General features: G+C 48.4%; 20 protein-coding genes. 11 read left to right on the top strand and 9 right to left on the bottom strand.

The window, feature by feature from the left end; translation table 11 throughout:
* The first annotated feature begins 41 nt into the window (after positions 1 to 41).
* From EST55_RS04810 to arcA, 4 genes are all read left to right on the top strand, one after another.
* Positions 42 to 1,748: a FapA family protein gene (locus EST55_RS04810; protein WP_129496695.1), complete on the top strand. Its 1,707-nt coding sequence runs from the start codon at positions 42 to 44 to the stop codon at positions 1,746 to 1,748.
* Positions 1,749 to 1,760: 12 nt separating this feature from the next.
* Entirely contained in the window at positions 1,761 to 2,765 is a 1,005-nt protein-coding gene (locus EST55_RS04815; RefSeq protein ID WP_129496696.1) for a class I SAM-dependent methyltransferase, read from the top strand.
* Between the two features lie 94 nt (positions 2,766 to 2,859).
* Entirely contained in the window at positions 2,860 to 4,479 is a 1,620-nt protein-coding gene (locus EST55_RS04820; protein WP_129496697.1) for an ATP-binding protein, read from the top strand.
* Between the two features lie 98 nt (positions 4,480 to 4,577).
* On the top strand, positions 4,578 to 5,300 hold the full coding sequence (arcA, locus tag EST55_RS04825) for a two-component system response regulator ArcA (protein WP_164976526.1): 723 nt from the start codon (positions 4,578 to 4,580) through the stop codon (positions 5,298 to 5,300).
* Here the strand turns inward: arcA and EST55_RS04830 are convergent.
* A complete protein-coding gene (locus EST55_RS04830; RefSeq protein ID WP_088768844.1) occupies positions 5,294 to 5,644 on the bottom strand; it encodes an Hpt domain-containing protein in 351 nt (116 codons plus the stop codon). The two genes, arcA and EST55_RS04830, sit on opposite strands and share 7 nt — an antisense overlap.
* Positions 5,645 to 5,854: 210 nt before the next feature.
* Between EST55_RS04830 and folE2 the strand changes: the two genes are divergently transcribed.
* From folE2 to EST55_RS04865, 7 genes are all read left to right on the top strand, one after another.
* Complete coding sequence (folE2, locus tag EST55_RS04835; RefSeq protein WP_100690763.1) at positions 5,855 to 6,781, top strand: GTP cyclohydrolase FolE2; 927 nt, start codon at positions 5,855 to 5,857, stop codon at positions 6,779 to 6,781.
* Between the two features lie 82 nt (positions 6,782 to 6,863).
* Positions 6,864 to 7,415 (top strand): DUF2726 domain-containing protein, encoded by a 552-nt coding sequence (locus EST55_RS04840; RefSeq protein WP_088768846.1) that lies wholly within the window; start codon positions 6,864 to 6,866, stop codon positions 7,413 to 7,415.
* A gap of 24 nt (positions 7,416 to 7,439) precedes the next feature.
* Positions 7,440 to 8,396 carry a cobalamin biosynthesis protein gene (locus EST55_RS04845; protein WP_129496698.1) on the top strand — a complete coding sequence of 319 codons (957 nt, stop codon included), beginning with the start codon at positions 7,440 to 7,442 and terminating at the stop codon, positions 8,394 to 8,396.
* A 50-nt stretch (positions 8,397 to 8,446) separates the two neighbouring features.
* Positions 8,447 to 9,457 carry an adenosine kinase gene (locus tag EST55_RS04850; protein ID WP_129496699.1) on the top strand — a complete coding sequence of 337 codons (1,011 nt, stop codon included), beginning with the start codon at positions 8,447 to 8,449 and terminating at the stop codon, positions 9,455 to 9,457.
* Positions 9,458 to 9,489: 32 nt separating this feature from the next.
* On the top strand, positions 9,490 to 10,869 hold the full coding sequence (gene ahcY, locus EST55_RS04855; protein ID WP_058575990.1) for an adenosylhomocysteinase: 1,380 nt from the start codon (positions 9,490 to 9,492) through the stop codon (positions 10,867 to 10,869).
* A complete protein-coding gene (locus EST55_RS04860; RefSeq protein WP_129496700.1) occupies positions 10,869 to 11,438 on the top strand; it encodes a GNAT family N-acetyltransferase in 570 nt (189 codons plus the stop codon). Before ahcY ends, EST55_RS04860 begins: the two co-directional genes overlap by 1 nt.
* A gap of 398 nt (positions 11,439 to 11,836) precedes the next feature.
* Positions 11,837 to 13,159 (top strand): FAD-dependent oxidoreductase, encoded by a 1,323-nt coding sequence (locus EST55_RS04865; protein ID WP_129496701.1) that lies wholly within the window; start codon positions 11,837 to 11,839, stop codon positions 13,157 to 13,159.
* A 328-nt stretch (positions 13,160 to 13,487) separates the two neighbouring features.
* Here the strand turns inward: EST55_RS04865 and EST55_RS04870 are convergent, their stop codons facing one another.
* The 8 genes from EST55_RS04870 to rplU all read right to left on the bottom strand — a co-directional run bounded on the left by EST55_RS04870 (position 13,488) and on the right by rplU (position 19,910).
* Positions 13,488 to 14,633: an ABC transporter permease gene (locus EST55_RS04870; protein ID WP_129496702.1), complete on the bottom strand. Its 1,146-nt coding sequence runs from the start codon at positions 14,631 to 14,633 to the stop codon at positions 13,488 to 13,490.
* The gene (locus tag EST55_RS04875; RefSeq protein WP_100690769.1) at positions 14,633 to 15,367 is read right to left on the bottom strand and encodes an ATP-binding cassette domain-containing protein; all 735 of its coding nucleotides are present in this window, start codon (positions 15,365 to 15,367) and stop codon (positions 14,633 to 14,635) included. Before EST55_RS04875 ends, EST55_RS04870 begins: the two co-directional genes overlap by 1 nt.
* A gap of 1 nt (position 15,368) precedes the next feature.
* Complete coding sequence (locus EST55_RS04880) at positions 15,369 to 16,832, bottom strand: alpha/beta hydrolase (protein WP_129496703.1); 1,464 nt, start codon at positions 16,830 to 16,832, stop codon at positions 15,369 to 15,371.
* Positions 16,833 to 16,981: 149 nt separating this feature from the next.
* The gene (locus tag EST55_RS04885; protein WP_088768854.1) at positions 16,982 to 17,356 is read right to left on the bottom strand and encodes a DUF3718 domain-containing protein; all 375 of its coding nucleotides are present in this window, start codon (positions 17,354 to 17,356) and stop codon (positions 16,982 to 16,984) included.
* Positions 17,357 to 17,466: 110 nt separating this feature from the next.
* Positions 17,467 to 17,967: a type 3 dihydrofolate reductase gene (folA, locus tag EST55_RS04890; RefSeq protein ID WP_088768855.1), complete on the bottom strand. Its 501-nt coding sequence runs from the start codon at positions 17,965 to 17,967 to the stop codon at positions 17,467 to 17,469.
* An 84-nt stretch (positions 17,968 to 18,051) separates the two neighbouring features.
* The gene (gene cgtA / locus EST55_RS04895; RefSeq protein WP_129496704.1) at positions 18,052 to 19,209 is read right to left on the bottom strand and encodes an Obg family GTPase CgtA; all 1,158 of its coding nucleotides are present in this window, start codon (positions 19,207 to 19,209) and stop codon (positions 18,052 to 18,054) included.
* A gap of 116 nt (positions 19,210 to 19,325) precedes the next feature.
* Positions 19,326 to 19,583, bottom strand: a complete 258-nt coding sequence (gene rpmA, locus EST55_RS04900) for a 50S ribosomal protein L27 (RefSeq protein ID WP_053954619.1) — start codon at positions 19,581 to 19,583, stop codon at positions 19,326 to 19,328.
* A 15-nt stretch (positions 19,584 to 19,598) separates the two neighbouring features.
* Positions 19,599 to 19,910 (bottom strand): 50S ribosomal protein L21, encoded by a 312-nt coding sequence (gene rplU / locus EST55_RS04905; RefSeq protein ID WP_053954620.1) that lies wholly within the window; start codon positions 19,908 to 19,910, stop codon positions 19,599 to 19,601.
* Positions 19,911 to 19,933 lie beyond the last annotated feature (23 nt).

Genomic DNA, 19,933 nt, shown 5'->3' on the forward strand with positions numbered 1-19,933 from the left:
GGCCGATAAAATTATAACAACAGTTAGAAAATAGGCGCACAATGTCCAGTCCGGTCAGTTTCCGGGTTTCTGAACGCGATGTGTACATCATGATTGATGCAGGTACATCGCCTTCAGACGTTAAAGCAGAAGCATTACAGAAAGCCTGGCAGGCGTCTGAGTTTTCGGCTGCCAAACTGTTAGATCCCCAAATGCTGACTCAAACTGCGACAAAGTATGCGCAGCATTTCTCCAAAGACAGCAACAAAAGCATCCATTTTCAAGTCATCATTGCGGAAATTTTTGATGCTGACCTGAAGCTGCAAGTCAGCGATGACGACATGAAAGTCACTGCCAGCGGTATTGTCGGGTATGGCGGCAAAGCATTAACGCAGGAAATGATCATCTCTGCGCTACGCGAGAAAGACATTACCTCAGGCATTCAGCGTAAGGGTATTGAAGCGTTAGTCGAACACACAAACGAAGCGCCTCCCGGAGCCGAAATGTCGGTCACTGTTGCCAAAGGCAAACACCCTATCAACGGCAGCAATGCACGCTTTAAACCATTGGTCGATGACGCTCGAAAGCGCGTGTTGCGCCCTCAGCTTCGAGAAGATGGTACCGCTGATATGCGCGACTTAGGCGCGCAAGTGACGGTCGACCCCGGCCAGCCGCTGCTGCAAAAAATACCATTGAGTAAAGGTCGGCCGGGTTTCACCGTGTTTGGGCAAGAACTCGAGGCAATGGATGGGGAAGATCGTGACTTTGCCCCCGGTGAGGGCACGAAAATAAGTGATGATGATCCGAATATTATTATCGCTGACCGCACCGGTTTGCCCAGTTTTAATGGTAACAGCGTGCAAGTTGATGACGTTATGCAGCTTAATAACGTTGATGTTTCAACAGGGCACGTCAAGTTTAAAGGCAGCGTCATCGTAACGGGTAATGTCAGTGAAGGCATGAAAGTGACCTGTACCGGCGATATTACCGTCGGTGGTTACGTCGACTCTGCCGAGCTCTACGCTGATGGCAATATTACCGTGCAGAAAGGCTGTATTGGACGCTTATTAAATGCGTCGGAAACCGGCGAACACGATGAAGACGCGGATGACTGGATACCAGAGGTATCCACTAAATTGGTCGCGGGTGGTTCGGTTTGGTGCGCTTATGCTCAATATTCGTTTTTTGATGCGAAAAACGGTGTGCATACCAATAAGCAGCTCACGCATTGCCATGTCGTTACAAAAGGTCCTTTGGCAATTGGCGGGGAAGGTAAAGCCGCCAGGGGTAAACTCATTGGTGGCACCATTGAAACCAGTGATCACATCTATTGCGGTCAACTGGGGGCTCCAGCCGGGACCAAAACTCGTATTTACTGGTCGCTACCACCCCATGATCCACAGGCAGTCTCTCATCTCAATCACTTACGTAGCTCTCTCGCTAAGCTGATTGCGCGTGCCAAAACGCTGCAGCAAGGTTTGGAACGTTGTAAATCACTTGAGGACGAAGCCAAACGGGTGCAATACCAACAAAAACTGCACGGTGAACTCAAAAAAATAAAGTCCCGAATTACGACGACTCGCATTAGCATTGATTCTGTTTTAGAAGCGTTTGAAACGCACCCGACGTTACGCACCATGGTCAGTCGTGAAGTGTTCCCGGGCATACTCTTTATTTTTAAAGAAAAAAGCCTGCGCATTAAAGAGCATCGCAATGGTACAATGTTCCTACTTGAAGACAAACAACTGCGCGTAGACAGTCTACTGTAACGATTCACTATAATGTCATCTGCTATTTTTTCTTTACTAGAGCGTCAAAACGAACAACCCTGGCGTGACTCAACTTTATTGGTTATTAACCCGCTCGACGATAGCTTGGCCGGCTTAGACAATACCGAGGCCTGGAGCTTTCACGCCGGTATCGCCAGTCAATGGCAAGCGAAAGGCAGGGTCGTTTATTGCCAGGCGACAGCGCCTGATATGAGCCAGTACACACAAGTCATGCTGGTTGTTGCCAAAGAGAAAGCTCTGAATCACTATATCCTTGAACAACTCAGTGCCTTACCTAAAGGCGCGGCCTTATGGTTGGTTGGGGAAAAGCGTTCAGGCGTTCAGTCACTGGCGAAAAAGTTGCCTGAGAGCTTTTCAAAAGCGCGTAAAACCGCGTCAGGAAATCATTGCCAATTGTTTAGCGCTGAACATATTAACGACGCTGGAGATTCACCTCCGCTAACTGATTACGCAACCCACGTCCATTATGAGTTAAAGGGGCATAGTGAGAGTTTCACCACATTACCAGGCGTATTCAGTCAAACTCATATTGACCCTGCCACCCTATTGCTACTGAACACTCTGGGAGAGAAACCACTGGGCCACGTATTAGATTTTGCCTGCGGCGCCGGTGTGATAACCAGTGCGTTGCACCAATCCGCCGAGCGGTTAACCGCCTGTGATGTTAACCCAATGGCGATAGCTGCCAGCACCATGACGTTCTCACAGCAAGGGATTGAGGTTGATTTACGCTTAGCCGACGGCTTACCGGATAATTTAGAAATGTTTGACACCATTGTCAGCAACCCGCCTTTTCACACCGGCCAAAACACTGACTATGCCATTGCTCGTAAATTTTTGGCTAGTGCTCGCAAACATTTGAACAAAGGCGGGACGTTATATATCGTTGCGAATCGGTTTTTACCGTGGGCTGAGGTGATTGAGGAAGGTTTTGGACATTGCGACGTTTTAGCGGATGACGGTCGTTATCGTGTCTACAAAGCGGCTTGTCGATAAAATCAGCGTTTTATCGTTTAGATGATTACTCTTTTGTTAACGATTTGCTAACATAAATAAACATAAATAAGAATTAAGTTGAGCTGTTAACTGAATGCATACGATTTCACTGAAGCGCATACTCATTTATCTGGTGCTATTAGTCACCAGTTTTGCGCTGCTTATTGGCTTTACCATAAATATTGTCAGCCAAGTTGGACAGTTCGAAAAGTCTTTGCAGGAGCAGGCATTGTCTTATACGCGGATCATCGCCAGCAATGCCGCCAGAACCATCGTTTTTGACGATACCGTCTCCGAAAAGCAGCGTCTTGGCACCTTTCAAAACACCCCGTTTATTGAGCATATCCATGTTTATAAAATGGACGAAGCCAGCGGCCAGCTAACCTTTTTCTCCAGTTATAATAAGCAAGGTTTAGCCCCTATTCCGGCACGCTTCTCCAAGTTAGAGCGCTTAACCTCGCCGACAATAAACGATGCAAACATTGAGGTGTCCCAGCCCGTGACTCTCGATGGCGACGTCATTGGCTATGTTTATCTCAGAGGCTCGCTTGAGCAGGTCAGGTTATTCATGTGGCGCTCAATAGCCGTTGCGGTTGTGGTGGCACTTGTCACGCTGCTGGCCTGCTGGCTGGCGACGTTACGATTACGTAAAGCGATAGTACAACCGCTTGACTCCGTGGTTGACGTTGTATCGCAGGTGGCACGAGATAAAAACTACTCGCTGCGCTTACCGTCGTCGCAACTTGCTGAGTTCGACACCATGGCGCAAGCCTTCAACACCATGCTGGATCGAGTCCAACAGCACATTACCCGACAACGCCGCGCGGAAGAAGAAGCGAGCCAGTTAAATACTCAACTGGAGCAGCAAGTCACACAGCGCACTCAAGCATTGAAAGAGTCCAATAGCGAACTCCTGAAAACACTGGAACAGTTGCACCAATACCAGGGACAACTTGTCGAGTCTGAAAAAATGGCCTCGCTAGGTGATATGGTTGCCGGTATCGCACATGAGGTGAACACACCTATTGGGCTGTCCGTCACCGCCTCAACGCTATTGCAGGACAAGCTTGCTGTTATGCAGGAGAAGTTTGACGCTAAACGAATTTCAACCAATGAGTTCGAGCGTTTCTTAAAAGATTGTGACGAGAACTTGCAGATTATTTACCGCAATCTGAACAGAGCCGCTGACTTAGTGACCAGTTTCAAACAGGTGGCGGTAGACCAGTCATCGGAAGTGGATCGTGACATAGAAATCAACAGCTTTATGAACGATGTACTCATGTCAGTGAAACCGCGCCGCTTAAATCCTGAGGACTTCCCTATAAACGTTCATTGCGAGGGCGATATCCAGGTTCGGGCGAAAGCAGGACCTCTTAACCAGATACTCATGAACCTGATTATTAACTCAATGGTTCATGCGTTTGAGGGACGCGAAAAGGGGCAAATCGATATCCGTTTTCAATTGGTCAATGATAACGAACTTGAAATTATATACACCGACAACGGTCACGGCGTTGACGCTGATATTAGTCGCAAAATATTTGATCCTTTTGTCACAACCAAGCGGGGTTCCGGTGGCAGTGGTTTAGGTTTGCACCTGGTTTACAACTTGGTTACTCAGGTTCTGGGCGGCAACATTCACTTTTTCAGTGAGGAAAATAACGGTGTTGAATTTATTATCCGCTTTCCAGTGACCGTGCTCAGCAATGCTTGAAAAATTTGAAACAAAAGTCATAATGTAACGTCATAACTTTTATAATTTGACGCTAACTTTCACGTCAAGCGACGAACTTTCCGGGAAAATCAACGCTTATGAATGCCAGAATACTGATTGTTGAAGATGAAGTCGTTACCCGCCAGACACTAACTCGTTTATTCCAACAGGAAGGCTATGAAGTATTTGACGCGGCGGACGGACTGCAAATGGAAAACATCATGCGCCAGGAGCGCGTCGATGTTGTGATTATGGACGTTAACTTACCGGGTAAAAATGGTTTAGAGCTTGCTGAGTCACTGCGTGAAAGAGATAACATTGGTCTCATTTTTCTGACCGGTCGTGACAGTGAAGATGATCGCCTGCTTGCCCTTGAGCTAGGTGCTGATGACTACCTCATCAAGCCTTACAACCCCAAAGAGTTAACTATTCGCGTTCGTAACCTGTGCCGTCGTATTGAAGCGTCTCGCTCAAGTAATCCGGTAGAAAATAATAGCGTTGAATTTCGCTTCCACGGTTGGCGTTTAAACAGTGACAGCCGTTGTCTTTATTCGCCTGACAACCAAATGTTCCGTCTTCCGAAAAGTGAATACCGCGCGTTAGAGTTGTTTTTAACGCATCCGGGTCGGATTTTAGATCGTGAAACTTTGGTAAAACGCATGTTGGATCGTGAGTTACGTCCAAATGACCGTACCGTCGACGTCGCTATTCGTCGTATTCGCCGTCACTTTGAGTCTCACCCTGAAACGCCGAACCTAATAACCACCATCCATGGTGAAGGTTACCGGTTCATTGGTGAAGTTGATCAGCAAGCTCAGTGATGGGTAGCTAACCAAGCATCAATTTGTTGCCGATGCGGAATAACCGCGTCGGCCCACTCTATCAGCCAACGTTCTACTTGCGGCCACTCCCATTTTTCCTTTTCAACTCGTTTCATCATTTCTGCAAGCTGAGATAAGCCAACAGAGCTGCACGCGCCCTTCACTTTATGCGCTTGTTTGCGAAGCTCGTCTTCTTTGCGTTCTTTGGCTGCCGTATGAATCAGTTTAGCGTACTCTTGAATCACCCCATCAAAAGTAGCTAACGTCGTTTTTAAGCCGTCCACACCCAATGAGTCAACGTACTGCTGCAATAATTCGGTATCAATGACCGATTTTTCTGACATTTTCTTACTCCGTCAATCCAAAACTCTATCCTCGGCGTAATTACTGTTTTAGTCAACTCCCCGGCTTGTTTGTCAGGGAGAATCGATTAGGGCAATCGGTGTCACCCGATGGAATTCTGCGCTATAATGCCCGACTTTAAGACTGAGCCTAATTGATAAAGATCAACTCGGCCCTGACAATATTCACGAAATTTTTGGAGTTCACAACGAATGCCAACAGTTATGCCCGACGTAGCCAACCAAACACAGGCCCAGACAGAGGGAACCCTGGATTGGGTTGGCATGAGCAATATTGAAGTTCCATTGATGGTGGCAGCGGCCGGTGCGTCTGAACGCCCTGTAGCAGCGAAGGTGGAAGCTTTTGTCAACTTGAAAGACCCAAAGACCAAAGGCATTCACATGTCGCGTCTTTATTTACTGTTGGATGAGTTATCAACCAACGGTGAGCTCAGTCACGAATCTCTAAAACAATTATTGAATGACTTTATCGAAAGTCACAAAGACATCAGCAATCAAGCGTTTATTAAGTTTGATTTCGACTATCACCTACGTCGTAAATCGTTAATCAGCAAGAAGCAAGGCTGGAAAGCGTATCCAGTCAGCCTAACTGGCCGCTACGATGCTGGCACGCTGAATCTTGAGCTTTCTGTCGATGTTCCTTATTCATCCACTTGCCCCTGTTCAGCGGCACTTGCGCGTCAGTTAATACAGGACGCCTTTAGTGAAAAGTTTGCCGGTCAAGAAACCGTAGACGCCGCTACGATGCACGAATGGCTTGGTTCTACCGAGGGTATTGTGGCAACTCCACACAGCCAGCGTTCAGTCGCAGAAGTCAAAGTTCAGCTAAGTGAGAATGTCACCGACTTCCCAATTGTTGAGCTTATCGACGCGGTAGAGGATGCATTAAAAACGCCCGTTCAGGCCGCGGTGAAACGGGAAGACGAACAAGAATTTGCACGCTTAAACGGTCAGAATTTGATGTTCTGTGAAGATGCGTCACGTCGCTTACAGCATAAGCTTAACCAAATGCAAAATTTCCGCGACTTTTGGTTGCGAGTCAATCACTACGAGTCCCTGCACGCGCACGATGCCGTCAGTGTCACCACGAAAGGTGTTCCAGGCGGTTATAAAGCCTAAAAAATAAAGCTGTGTCATATTCTTGTGGCACAGCTTTTGCTTCATATCTCAGAGAGCGTCAATTTTCTGATGAGGTGTGAAAATGGAAATTATCCTGTTGTTGTTTGTTGTGGTTCTTATTGCGGTCGCTGTTATTGCCAGTCGCATGTCCGAGAACTACGTCCCCTACCCTTACAAACTAAAAGATGTGTCCTTGTGTACGGCTCAGGAAGATCAGTTTTTAACACTGCTTGAGAAGTCGGTGGGCAATGAGTTCCGCATTTTCACTAAAGTCCGTCTGAGCGATATCGTAACAGTGCGTTCAGGGCTTTCGTCTTCTGCGCGAAAAGACGCCCAGCAAAAAGCCAGTCAGCGTATTCTGGACTACGTATTGTGCGATATCGATACCATGCAAGTTAAAGTTGCCATTGAGCTTGAGCCTAACCAGTCATCGCTGCAACAACAGAAGCGTAACCTGTTTTTGAAAAACACACTCGCCGCAGCAGGGCTTCCTTTCCTGCGCTTTAAGGCAAAACCGGGTTACCGTGTGGCCGAGTTGCATGACTATATTCACGGGAAAATTCGTCAGGCTGAGCACGTTCGTGCTGCCGTACCTAATAACAAGGACAAGAACAGCCAGCCGATTGCCGCTTAAGCCTTGCCATGGCAATATAACGGCATGACCGCTGAACTGTTTAAAGAGTTACTGTTTTCCCCTTTTGGCCTCGCTCTGCTGGCATTGCTGGCAGAGCGCTGGTTTCCGTGGCCAGAACAATGGCATCCTTTTGCCGTGCTGCGGCTAATGGCCGCCTACATGAGCGGCAAAGTGAACAAACAAGGCCGTCCTTCCGGTCAGCAGAAAATTGCAGGGTTTCTGGGGTTGTTGACGATGCTGCTATTAGTGCTTCTCCCCGCCGCCATCGTTTTTGCTGGTGCCGAAGTCTCCCTGGCCATTGGTTGGCTGATTCTGTTAGTAAGCCTGCGCCAACAAAACACTCGACAAGCGACGCAACTCGCCGAACAACATTTAGCAAAAAGCCGTAAAAACGCCGCACGCTCATGGTTAAGCCGGGTAACCTGGCGCGATTGCGACTTACTCAGCGAGCACGGCATAGCGAAAACCATCATAGAGTTGCGGGCGACCAGTCTGTTAGAAAGCCGTTTTGCACCACTGCTATTCTGGTGCGTAGGAGGCCCCTTAGCCGCCCTGGGGGTGCGTGTTGTTGCTGAACTTAAGGAAGTGTGGCCCATCGCTCAAGCTCGCTACCGTAATTTCGGTCAGGCTACGGCTTGGCTATACGCTATTACACACTTTTTACCGTCATTTTTTCTTTCTGTGTTTGCACGTGCGGTTGGTTTATTCCGCCGAAACACCCCGAAGCTTGAGCCATTAAAGCGTAACCCGGTATTCCCGACCATCGTACTCAGTTGGCTGCAAAGCTTCAGTTATTGCCATAAGGTTACTCTCGGCGGTCCTATACAAGCGGCCGGCATTCGTATTAGCCGACAACGTTTTGGCGGTCGGCCGGCGGAGTTGTTATTGCCTTACGCCGCCCACTGGCAAAGGCTATGGCAAAGTTTCTTCATTGCTTGTCTGTTAATTGGACTTTTTACACTGTTCATTTATCGACCCTGACAGACTCATCGGGTATACTACGCGCCCTAATAAGGCAACCATTTGAAACTATGAAAACCATTGATGTAATCGGCATTGGCAACGCGCTGGTGGATCAGGAATTTGAAGTCACTGACGACTTCCTGCAAAAACACAACCTTAAAAAAGGCATGATGGAGTTAATTGACGAAGACGCTCAAAATACTCTCATAGCCGAACTTTCCGAACTTGGCGAATTAAAAAAGCAGTGCGGTGGTGGCTCAGCCGCTAATTCACTGGTTGCTTTTGCCCAGTTTGGCGGTAACGCCTACTACTGCTGCAAGGTCGCAGACGACGAAGCGGGCATGTTCTATCGCCAGGACTTAGAAGACGTCGGCATTGAAACCAGCCTTAAAAACCAGCAAAACCCGGGTATTACCGGACGTTGCCTGGTGATGGTCACTCCCGACGCAGAGCGCACCATGCGCACGCATTTAGGGATTACAGCGGACTTGTCGACGGCAGAAATCGATGACCATGCGATTGCCGCCGCCAACTACTTGTATATTGAAGGGTATCTGATTACCTCCGATATCGCCCGTGGCGCTATTCAGCATGCGAAAAAAGTCGCCCGTGAAAACAATACCAAACTGGTCATGACCTGCTCAGATCCGGCCATGGTTAAGTTTTTCCGAGACGGCATTGACGAGATTCTGGACGGCGGTGTCGATTTAATGTTTTGTAATCGAGAAGAAGCGGAATTACTGACGGGTAAAGAAGATCCTCAAGCTGCATTGAGCGTATTATTAGAGAAAGCTGAGACCGTCGCTATAACGCTGGGCAAAGACGGCGCTATTATTGCCGATAAGGAGCGCCAGGTTCATATACCCGGTGTACCTGTTAAAGCGATTGATACCAATGGCGCCGGCGATATGTTTGCAGGTGCTATGCTGTACGGATTGACTCAAGGTATGTCATTAGAAAACGCTGGCCGTTTAGCAAGCCATGCGGCGGCTGAGTTGGTCACTGAATTTGGCGCCCGCTTAGATAAAGCACGCCAGCAGCAGTTGATTGAACGCGTTATGAACGCTGAAACCGCATAGAATTCACGAAAATTACTGAAAAGAGAGTCGTTATGAGTGTAGAAAATTCACAAGACTATAAAGTCGCTGACATTAGCCTCGCCGAATGGGGCCGCAAAGAAATTGCTATCGCTGAGTCGGAAATGCCGGCATTAATGACTATTCGTCGCAAATATGCGGCCAGCAAGCCTTTGGCGGGCGCTCGCATCATCGGCTGTATTCATATGACGATTCAGACAGCGGTGTTAATTGAGACATTGCTTGAGCTGGGCGCAGAAGTGCGCTGGTCTTCGTGCAATATTTTCTCGACTCAGGACCATGCCGCTGCCGCTATGGCTGCCGCCGGTGTTCCGGTTTTCGCCTGGAAAGGTGAAACAGAAGAAGAATACGAGTGGTGTCTGAAGCAAACCTGTCATAAAGACGGCGAACTTTGGGATGCGAACATGATTTTGGATGACGGCGGCGACTTGACGCTGATGATCCACGACGAGTTCCCGCAAATGCTTGAGAAGATTCACGGCATTACCGAAGAAACCACCACGGGTGTTCACCGCCTGCTGGATATGCTGGAAAAAGGCACATTGAAGGTTCCGGCTATTAACGTGAACGACGCCGTCACTAAGTCAAAAAATGACAACAAATACGGTTGCCGCCACTCGCTGAACGACGCCATTAAGCGCTCAACCGACCACTTATTGTCGGGTAAAAAGGCGTTGGTTGTTGGCTATGGCGATGTGGGTAAAGGCTCTGCCGCCAGCCTCCGTCAGGAAGGCATGATTGTTAAAATCAGTGAGATTGACCCAATCTGTGCTATGCAAGCTTGTATGGACGGATTTGAAGTGGTTTCTCCTTATATTGACGGTAAAAACAAAGGTAACGGCGAAAACATTAATAAAGACTTGCTGGGGAATACCGACCTTATTGTGACCACCACCGGTAATATGGATGTGTGTGACCGTTATATGCTGGCAGCGCTTAAGCCTACGGCTCTGGTTTGTAACATTGGTCACTTCGATAACGAAATTGACACGGCCTTTATGCGCAAGAACTGGCGCTGGGAAGAAATTAAGCCGCAGGTACATAAAATTTATCGTTCAGACGATGATAACGACTACCTGATTTTGTTAGCCGAAGGTCGTTTGGTGAATTTAGGTAACGCAACTGGTCACCCTAGCCGCATTATGGATGGCTCATTTGCCAACCAAGTACTGGCTCAAATTCACTTGTTTGAGCAGAAGTTCGCTGACATGGAAATTAAGCAGCAGGAAGAATATCTGCGAGTTGAAGTTCTGCCGAAACAACTGGACGAAGAAGTGGCACGTTATATGGTGCAAGGCTTCGGTGGTGTCATGACTCAGTTGACGCCAGAGCAAGCCAATTACATCCATGTTAATGTTGAAGGTCCATTTAAAACTGACGAGTATCGTTACTAATGAGCGAAGTAATATATCGTCAAATAACGGCTGCCGATGAGGCGGCCGTTATTGATCTAGCCAACGAAGTTCATGGTGACAACTATTTAACACCAGAGAGTTTCCAGCATTATTTATCAGCAGGCACCGCCGGTAATGTTCAACTTAACTGGCTGGCAATAAAAAACGGTGAGATGCTCGGTGTGCGGCTGACACTAGCGCCCGGTCAATGGCCCATTGATAGCTTCTGCACACCATCTGAATGGCCATTTGCTGCAGACAAGCTGTGCTATTTTAAGTGTGCGGCGGTTTCAGAAAAGGCACGCGGCTTAGGCATTGGCAAAACCTTATTGCAACGCAGTATCGACAGCGCTAAAGAGCTTGGCTGCCAAGGTGGTCTAGCGCATATTTGGATGCAAAGCCCCCAAAACAGTGCCTACGAATATTTCACACGCTGCGGTGGCGAAATGATAAAACAACACGGTAAGCGTTGGTACCAGGCTTCCGTCGAAGACGGCTACTATTGCCCAGTATGCGACGGCACCTGCTACTGTGACGCCGGCGAAATGCTGCTGAAGTTCGACAACTAGCGAGCGCTGAGGTTGCATGGGATTGGGACAGACTGCTCACTTGCTTCGCTTGAGCATTGAAGGCCTCTGTGGCGGAGACGCGACGAGCTCATCCATGAGGGCTTGACGAAGGCCATCCATGGCCTTCGACACTCCACCACAGAGGCCTTCAATACTCGTAACGCTCACAAGAGAACAGTCTGTCCCTTTTGCCTCTTCTTCTATAACGGCTAGATTTGCTTTTTATCTGAGACAGGGATAGTGAGCGCACTAACGGTTGCATAGGACTATTATGGAGGTGTGCAGCGCCATGGATGGCGCTGCCCAAGCCCTACAAGGATGTATTCACAGGCGTCCTCCATAATGGTCCTTGTAACCTCAGCGCTCACTACCTTCCTTCTCTGCTATAGGTGGTGATTATGTATGATCCTTTGGTTAATGCGCCTCCGGGGCCGCATGATGCTCCTGAGCCAAGTTATTGGCAGAAGTCTACTCAAGCCGAGTTTCCGGCGTGTGTCGACGACGTGCCGGAGGACGTCGAGTTTGCCGTTATTGGTGCGGGTTATACTAGCTTAAACGCGGCTCGAACGTTGGCTGAAAACGGTCACTCCGTCACAGTATTTGAAGCCAACAATTTGTCTTGGGGCTGCTCATCTCGTAATGCCGGGTTTGTCATGAAAAGTACGGGCCGTTTAGGTCTGTCTGCCTGGGCGGAACGTTTTGGTGAAACAGTAGCAAAAGGAATAGCCGGCGAGCATCGGACTGCACTGAAGCTTATAACAGAAACCACTCAACACTGCCCTGAGCAATGCCAACGCCAAAATGGCGGCTACTTGAAAGTTGCCCATAAACCTGAGGCTATTAAAGCGTTACGCGAGCAATACCAAAGCCTTAAGCAGTTTGAGCAGCCCGTTGAATGGTTAGACAAAGACGCACTAAGCCAGATTATCAACAGCCCACAAGCGCACGCTGCGCTGCGCTTCACTGACTGCTTTGCCGTTAATCCGCTATTATTGGCCGCCGCAACCGCTCGCAGAGCAGTCAGCGCTGGCGCGCAACTCGTTGAGCATTGCCCGGTAACATCCGCCGTTTCATTGGGAGGCAAAGGTGTGTATTTAAAAACAGCTAAAGGCAATGTGCGGGCTCGTAAACTATTAGTTTGCTCCAATGGCTATACATCCCAACAGTTGCTTCCTAAGCTAGCCAGCCGTTCTTTACCGGTTCTTTCTAGCATAATTACCACACCGCCGTTGTCACCAGAGCAAGTTGACAGCATTCGTTTGTCACCTGAGTACGCGGTAATGGATACGCGGGTGCTGAAGTACTACTTTCGTTTACTGCCGGATAACCGCCTGTTATTTGGTGGTCGCGGAGCCATTCAGGGTAAAAATGCTGAAAACTCGACGTTCGCCAAGCGCTTATTAAAGGCATTGCATCAGACCTTCCCGCAACTCAAAGACGTCACACGGTGGGACAGCTTCTGGAGTGGCTGGGTGAGCGTATCACTTGACGACTATCCGCGCATTGGCAAATTCAGTGACAATATATACGCCAGCATGGGCTACTGTGGGGCTGGCGTTAGCTTTAGCGCATTAGCCGGTCAGCGATTGGCCGAGAGCGCCATGGGAAAAGCCCTGCCTGAACTGCCATACTACCAGTCTCAACTAAAACCATTTCCCCTCCCCCAATTCCGACGTCTCGGACAATGGCTCTACTACCACTACGGCCGCCTGCTTGATTAGCTGTAACTAAAGAGCGCTGAGGTTGTAACAGGCACTATGAAGGACGCCCGTGAATACATCCCTGTAGGGCTTGGGCAGCGCCATCCTTGGCGCTGCACACCTCCATAGTGCCTGTTACAACCTTTGTCCGCGCTCTCTAGTTACCTACTTATTACAGACGCAGTGGACAGACTAGTCGCTGGCAAGCGTTATGAGAGTTAAGGCCTCTGTGACGGAGTGTCGAAGGCCATGGATGGCCTTCGTCAAGCCCTCATGGATGACCTCGTCGCGTCTCCGACACAGAGGCCTTAACTCTCAAGCGACGCATGCGGCCTGACTGTCCCCATCCCTACAAGCCGAAGACTATTTTCTCGCTTTTGAGGAGACGGGCTATGTATTTGATGAGCAGCAATGCGGCAACCAAGGTTGCTATAGCGCTTACCACGGTGCCCATGACGTTAATCGACTCGCCGCGAATCAGAGACAAGAACGCTTGGTGCTGTCCGGTAAGCGGCAGGTAATAGAGTATCGGGTTTTTAAGCCTTGCAAACTCGACGCCGAAAGAAGCGGCCATGGGAATGATCAGCAAAAAGCTGATATAGGTTTGTGCTTCCTTGAAGTTTTTGGCTCGGAACGAGACAAACAATTGCAGTGCGGTTGCGAACACGGCCAGCGGTACGAGCAGCAGGAACATAAGCAGCATCATGCCCACACTAAAATTCACATTCATGCCTATTTCGTGAAGTGGCACATAAGCAAAAATAATAGGGATGATTATCAGCGACAGAGCCGCACCAAACAGCGAAAAAGTAGAAGCCGTCAACGTCTTACCCGCCACAATGTCCCAAGTACTTAAAGGCTGGCTTAATAAGAACTCGAGAGAATTTCGCTCGCGTTCGCCAGCACTAATATCGATGGCGACATTCATACCGGACCAAAACACCGACAAAATGATAAACACTAAAACGGAGCCCATGATTAATGCAGCCTTAGAGCCTTTAGTTGCGGCGTCCTGTTTTTGTAGCTGAATGGGCTGTACAACGCGAGGGTCGATTCCCCGAAGAATAAGCCGGTAACTGGCAATTTGGCTGCTGTAAGCCTGTACCGCTTTTTCGACTCGTTTAATGTCAGTTTGCTGTTTTTGTGAAGACCAGTCCGCTTTCAGCTCAATTTCAACCGGCTCAGCGGCGGCGATTTTATCCGCCCAGTTAGCTGGTAAGTTCAACACGATAGGCGTTTCATTTTCTGACCATTCGCCTTGTTTTTCGACAATACCATTTTCGTTTAAGAAGTCGACCAACTGCGGTGCGTGCTCTTTACCTTCGATATTGATACCAACATCCGCCTGGTCGGTTAACTGTGAAATTAAAAAGAAAAACGCGACGGCCATAAGCATTGGCCCAAAGAAAGCGTAAGACATTGCCGCGAACACTGAACGTTTATCACGTATTGCGTCGCGAAACTCTTTTTTCCATACGGTTGTTAAAGCACTCATTACGCCGCAATTCCTTCGTCCGTTCCTATAATTTTCACGAAAGCGTCCTCGAGTTGTTCTTCGCCTGTCATCCGGCAGAGCTCTTCCGGCGTACCCTCAGCAGCCACTTTCCCTGATGCCATAACCACAACTCGGTCACACAACGCAGCCACTTCCTGCATGACGTGGCTGGAAAACAAAATGCAGGTTCCCTGGGCTCTTTGTTCACGCAGCACGTCGCGTAAAATACGTGTGCTCATGACGTCTAAGCCACGGCTTGGCTCATCCAAAATAAGGTGTTTGGGGTTATGAACCAAGGCTTGGGCAAGTGCCACTTTCATGCGCTGTCCCTGAGAAAAGCCCCCGGTACGGCGATCTGCGAGTTCTTCAATATCGAGCTTCTTAATCACTCGCTCAACCGCGTCTCTTCGAATATTGCCAGTTAAACCATGCAACTCCGCGAAGTATGCGACCTGCTCACGTACAGTCAAACGTTCATAAAGACCGAATTTATCCGGGAAGATCCCCAAGTTCTTGCGAGCCCCCATAGGGTTAACGTTAGCATCCACGCCTTCTATCTCCGCCTTACCCTGGTCTGCCTGAAGCAGGCCATAAATAATACGGAGGCACGTTGTCTTACCAGCACCGTTTGGTCCCAATAGACCCGTGATTTCACCATCGTTAGCCTGAAAGCTGAGGGAATTTAACGCCTGTACACTTTTAAAGGTTTTACTCAGTTTATCGACATTAATCATCCTACAGCCCCGCTCCATTTTGGTTTAGCACAAAAGGTTTCAGGCGTTGTTTTTGCAAGCAACTGCCATCAATAGCGGTCACGTCAGCCTTTTCGATAAACTCAGCGATGAGCTTATTGGCACAGGTATGACTGGCAATAGTATGACTTGCGTTGGGCGCCGTCAGGTGCTTACTGTTCGGTAACGTCTTTGCGGCTAAGTCGCCCCAGGCCGGTGGTGTCACCGGATCCAATTCACCCGACAACAATAAAACCGGCTTATCACTAACGACTGGCTCAGACCAGTAAGAAGGTACCGGAGCCGACTTCCAGCCGCTGCACATATCAACAAAGGCATCACCGGTACGCCCTCCAATAAAGTCGTTGTCGCCGTCTTTTGCTAACAACTGCTCCGTTGCACGAGGTAAGTCTTCACTACAAACCACCGAGAGCATTAAGCCCAGGTAGATACTACTTTGTGACATGGTGCCCCCCATTAAGCCCAATACGGCTTTATAATTGCTTTGAGCGGCCGAGTGAATCGCATAAGGTAAAAGCTGACGTGTATTTGGATGATACAGTGCCATGCGAACAATTGAACTGAAACGTCCCGGTGTTAAATTTATCGTCATCGGTTCAAAGGAAAGCGGATCGTGCGCGTCTAGCAGAACATCCTGTCCTTCTAAAGCATTCATCACGTCATGATAATCTTGTTCTAACGTCGGGAATTTTTCCTGACACGCTACTTGCTCTTCGCAATTACGTAACATTGCATCAAAAGCTTGAGCCCCGTGCTGTCCAAACGGACCAATAACCACCTGCGGCGGCGCTACGGCGTCTAACGTTGCGGTCCGCACAGACTCCGGAGCTTCCCGTAAATAAGTCAACCCGACTCTTGTTCCATAAGAGCCTCCATATAAATTTACTTGCTGAACGCCCAGATGCTCACGAACTTTCTCGAAGTCTTTAACAGCGTTGACCGTATGGTATTGCGTGGTGTCTGTGTCTGGGTATTGCTTAAGGCAGTCGCTGGTAAGCTGCGCCAGCTCTTGCTCGTCATCACTTCTTATGAGTTCATCAGGACGGCTTATGTCGCATTCAAGAGGATGGCTCTTTCCCGTACCGCGCTGATCAATGAGCAGAATGTCACGCTTTTGACGAACGGTATCGAACATGCGGGATATCATCGGCGCCAGCTCAGTGGCTGCCTGGCCTGGTCCACCCGCTAAGATAAGCATTGGATCCGGCTTTGCACCTTCCTGAATAGCCGGTAGTACCGCGTAATGTATGCCAATTTGCCTGCCTTGTGGCTTTTCATAATTTTCAGGCACCTGAACAATACCGCATTCAAGTCGTTCCTGTATTCCCGGCAAATAGCATTCGCTGTCGGTTGAGTCCGTCACTTCGTGTTGCTGTTGAGCGTATGCGCTACCACTTATGGCAGCCAATACCAGCAGCGGTAGGGAAACTAGCATCCACTGTTTCATAATCAGTCCAATTGAATTGAATCACAGTGAGTTATTGTCGTTGAGAAGGGAAAAAAATAAAAGGTAAGTAACTGAAAGAATTGTTAGTAGATGTAAAAAAGCCCGCAAACTTAGCTTGCGGGCTTTTAAATACTCAAATTAACTGGCTATTAAAGGCCTGCGCGCTCTTTAATTGCTGCAGCAATAGGCGACCCTGCATGACCATTAGACTGAGCCCACTCATAATCGCCTGAGCTTTTTAACTCGTCTACTGATAAGCGTCCAACAATGAACTCGCCAATGTCTTGTGAGCCATTTGACATTGCGAATTGCAATAGACTTTGACCGTTACACTGGATACCTGAGTAGATGTCACGGACACGCACACGTGAGTCACGTAACTTTTTACGCATACGCATAGTGTCGTCACCTTGTACGTATGTACAAAGGCTTAACGCCAGCTCATTCGCTTCTGCGCTTTTTGAAAAAGTTGCGCCAGTTGCTGCAACCGCAGCCATCAAGGTGCCTAATACAATCGCTTTCATCTAAAACCCCATCACAAGATTGTTCAAAAATTCATCAAGATGATACTACGATATGAACCGCTCTGCAATGGGCAACAAGTGATGTAAGTAACTGAAATTATAACGTCTTATTAACGTTTCCTATCGAAAATAAGGGTAGTAAAGTCATTGGAATTACGACCATCTGCGGCAAAGTTTTGCCGCTCTACCTCTTGCCAGTCAGCGACTTTCTCATAGTCAGGAAAGAAAGTATCACCGTCAACATTTAGGTCTATTTTAGTAACATATAAGCGGTCTGCCAGCGGTAAAAAATTTTCATAAATTTTTCCACCACCAATGATCATGACTTCTTCTACCGGACCGGCTGCAGCTATCGCTTGTTGCGGTCCATTAACCCAAAGTACTTGACCATCATGGGTTTCTCGAGCTTCTGACGTTCTACTCAGGACAATATTTTTACGCCCGGGTAATGGCCGACCAATTGATTCGAAGGTATTTCGCCCCATAACAATTGGCTTACCCAAGGTAATTTTTTTGAAATATTGGAGCTCGTCGGGCAAATGCCACGGCATTTTATTGTCCTTTCCTATGACCCGATTGTCTGCCATTGCAACTACAAGCGATATTTTCATCCAAAATTACCTTCGTATAGCCTGATGCTATTGCATGAGGCGCGATTTAAGCTTCAATATCGGACCTGACGTAACAACGTCAGGCTACTTCTGATAAATGACTTCGACGCCATGATCGTCGTCGTCATCGTCGTCTTCATCATCATCAAAGTGTTCATCCAAAACATCTTCGTGATAACTGTCCCACTTAAATTCAACCGGATCGGCCTCTTCCTGCTCTTCCATATGCGGTACGGGCAACGTTTCAATATAGTTCATGACTTCGCGACAAAGTTCTTGCGAGCCCCTGCCTTCCAACGCCGCAATCTGGAACACAGGACCGTCCCAGTTCAGCTCTTTCACCAATGCATCGACTTGCTCCTGGACTTCTTCATCTAAGACCAAGTCAACTTTATTAATAACCAGCCAGCGTGGCTTTTCTGCCAGCTTCGGGCTGTATTTTTCTAACTCATCAATAATGATACGAGCCTGTTCAGCCGGATCCGTTTCATCAAACGGTGCTAAATCAACTAAGTGCAGTAGCAGCCGGCAGCGCTCAAGGTGTTTTAAGAAACGAATACCTAACCCGGCACCTTCTGCAGCCCCTTCGATAAGTCCGGGAATATCAGCTATCACAAAACTCTGTCCCGGCGCCGGCGTTACAACACCCAGGTTAGGAACCAAGGTGGTAAACGGATAGTCGGCGACTTTCGGTTTCGCCGCAGATACCGAACGAATAAATGTCGACTTACCCGCATTTGGCATACCTAGCAGACCAACGTCGGCTAGCAGCATCAACTCCAGTTTCAGGTTACGCACTTCTCCGGGCGTCCCGTCTGTTTTTTGGCGTGGCGCGCGGTTCACACTGCTTTTAAAACGGGTGTTTCCCAAGCCATGAAAGCCGCCTTTAGCAACCCGCAGTTTTTGTCCATGTTTGGTCAAATCGCCAATGACTTCGCCGGTATCAATATCAGTCGCACGAGTTCCCGGAGGAACCGTCAACGTAATGTCACTGCCTCGTTTACCGGTGCAATTCTTACCCATACCGTTTTGACCACGTTCCGCTTTATGGAAACGTTCAAAACGATAGTCGATAAGCGTATTCAGGTTTTCATCGGCTTGCAGGTAGACATCACCACCATCACCGCCGTCGCCTCCGTCTGGGCCACCTTTCGGTATATATTTTTCGCGGCGAAAACTGATACAGCCATTACCGCCGTCGCCGGCGTCGACACGAATTTCTACTTCATCAACGAATTTCATCGCAATCTGCTACTTATCACTCATTAAATATTGTGCAAAATTCTAGCACATAAGAAAAAGCCCCGCCGTAATGGCAGGGCTTTCGAACCGAAACTTTTCAGTTTATGTCGAGGTTATTAGTCAGTAATAACGCTCACATATTTACGGTTGTTCTTACCTTTCGTTTCGAAAGATACCTTGCCTTCAGAAGTCGCGAACAACGTGTGATCTTTACCGATGCCAACGTTGCTACCAGCGTGGAAACGTGTACCGCGCTGACGAACCAGGATGTTACCTGCAAGAACCGATTCACCACCGAAGCGCTTAACACCTAAGCGTTTACTCTCTGAATCGCGACCGTTTTTAGTAGAACCACCAGCCTTTTTATGTGCCATGTCGTTACTCCTTAATTAGCTATTGATACCAGTGATTTTCACTTCAGTGAACCACTGACGATGGCCTTGTTGGCGACGAGAGTGCTTACGACGACGGAACTTAACGATTTTAACTTTATCGCCACGACCGTGATCAACCACTTCTGCTTTCACTTTGCCACCGGATACGAACGGAGCACCGATTTTTACGTCGCTGCCGTCAGAAACCATCAAAACCTGGTCGAATTCAACTACATCACCGGTAGCTGCTTCCAGTTTTTCCAGGCGGACGATTTGGCCTTCAGACACACGGTGCTGCTTACCGCCACTTTGGAATACTGCGTACATATTATTCTCCACAACCCTATTGG

The organism is Idiomarina sp. 29L, from assembly GCF_004123135.1.
Taxonomy (GTDB): domain Bacteria; phylum Pseudomonadota; class Gammaproteobacteria; order Enterobacterales; family Alteromonadaceae; genus Idiomarina.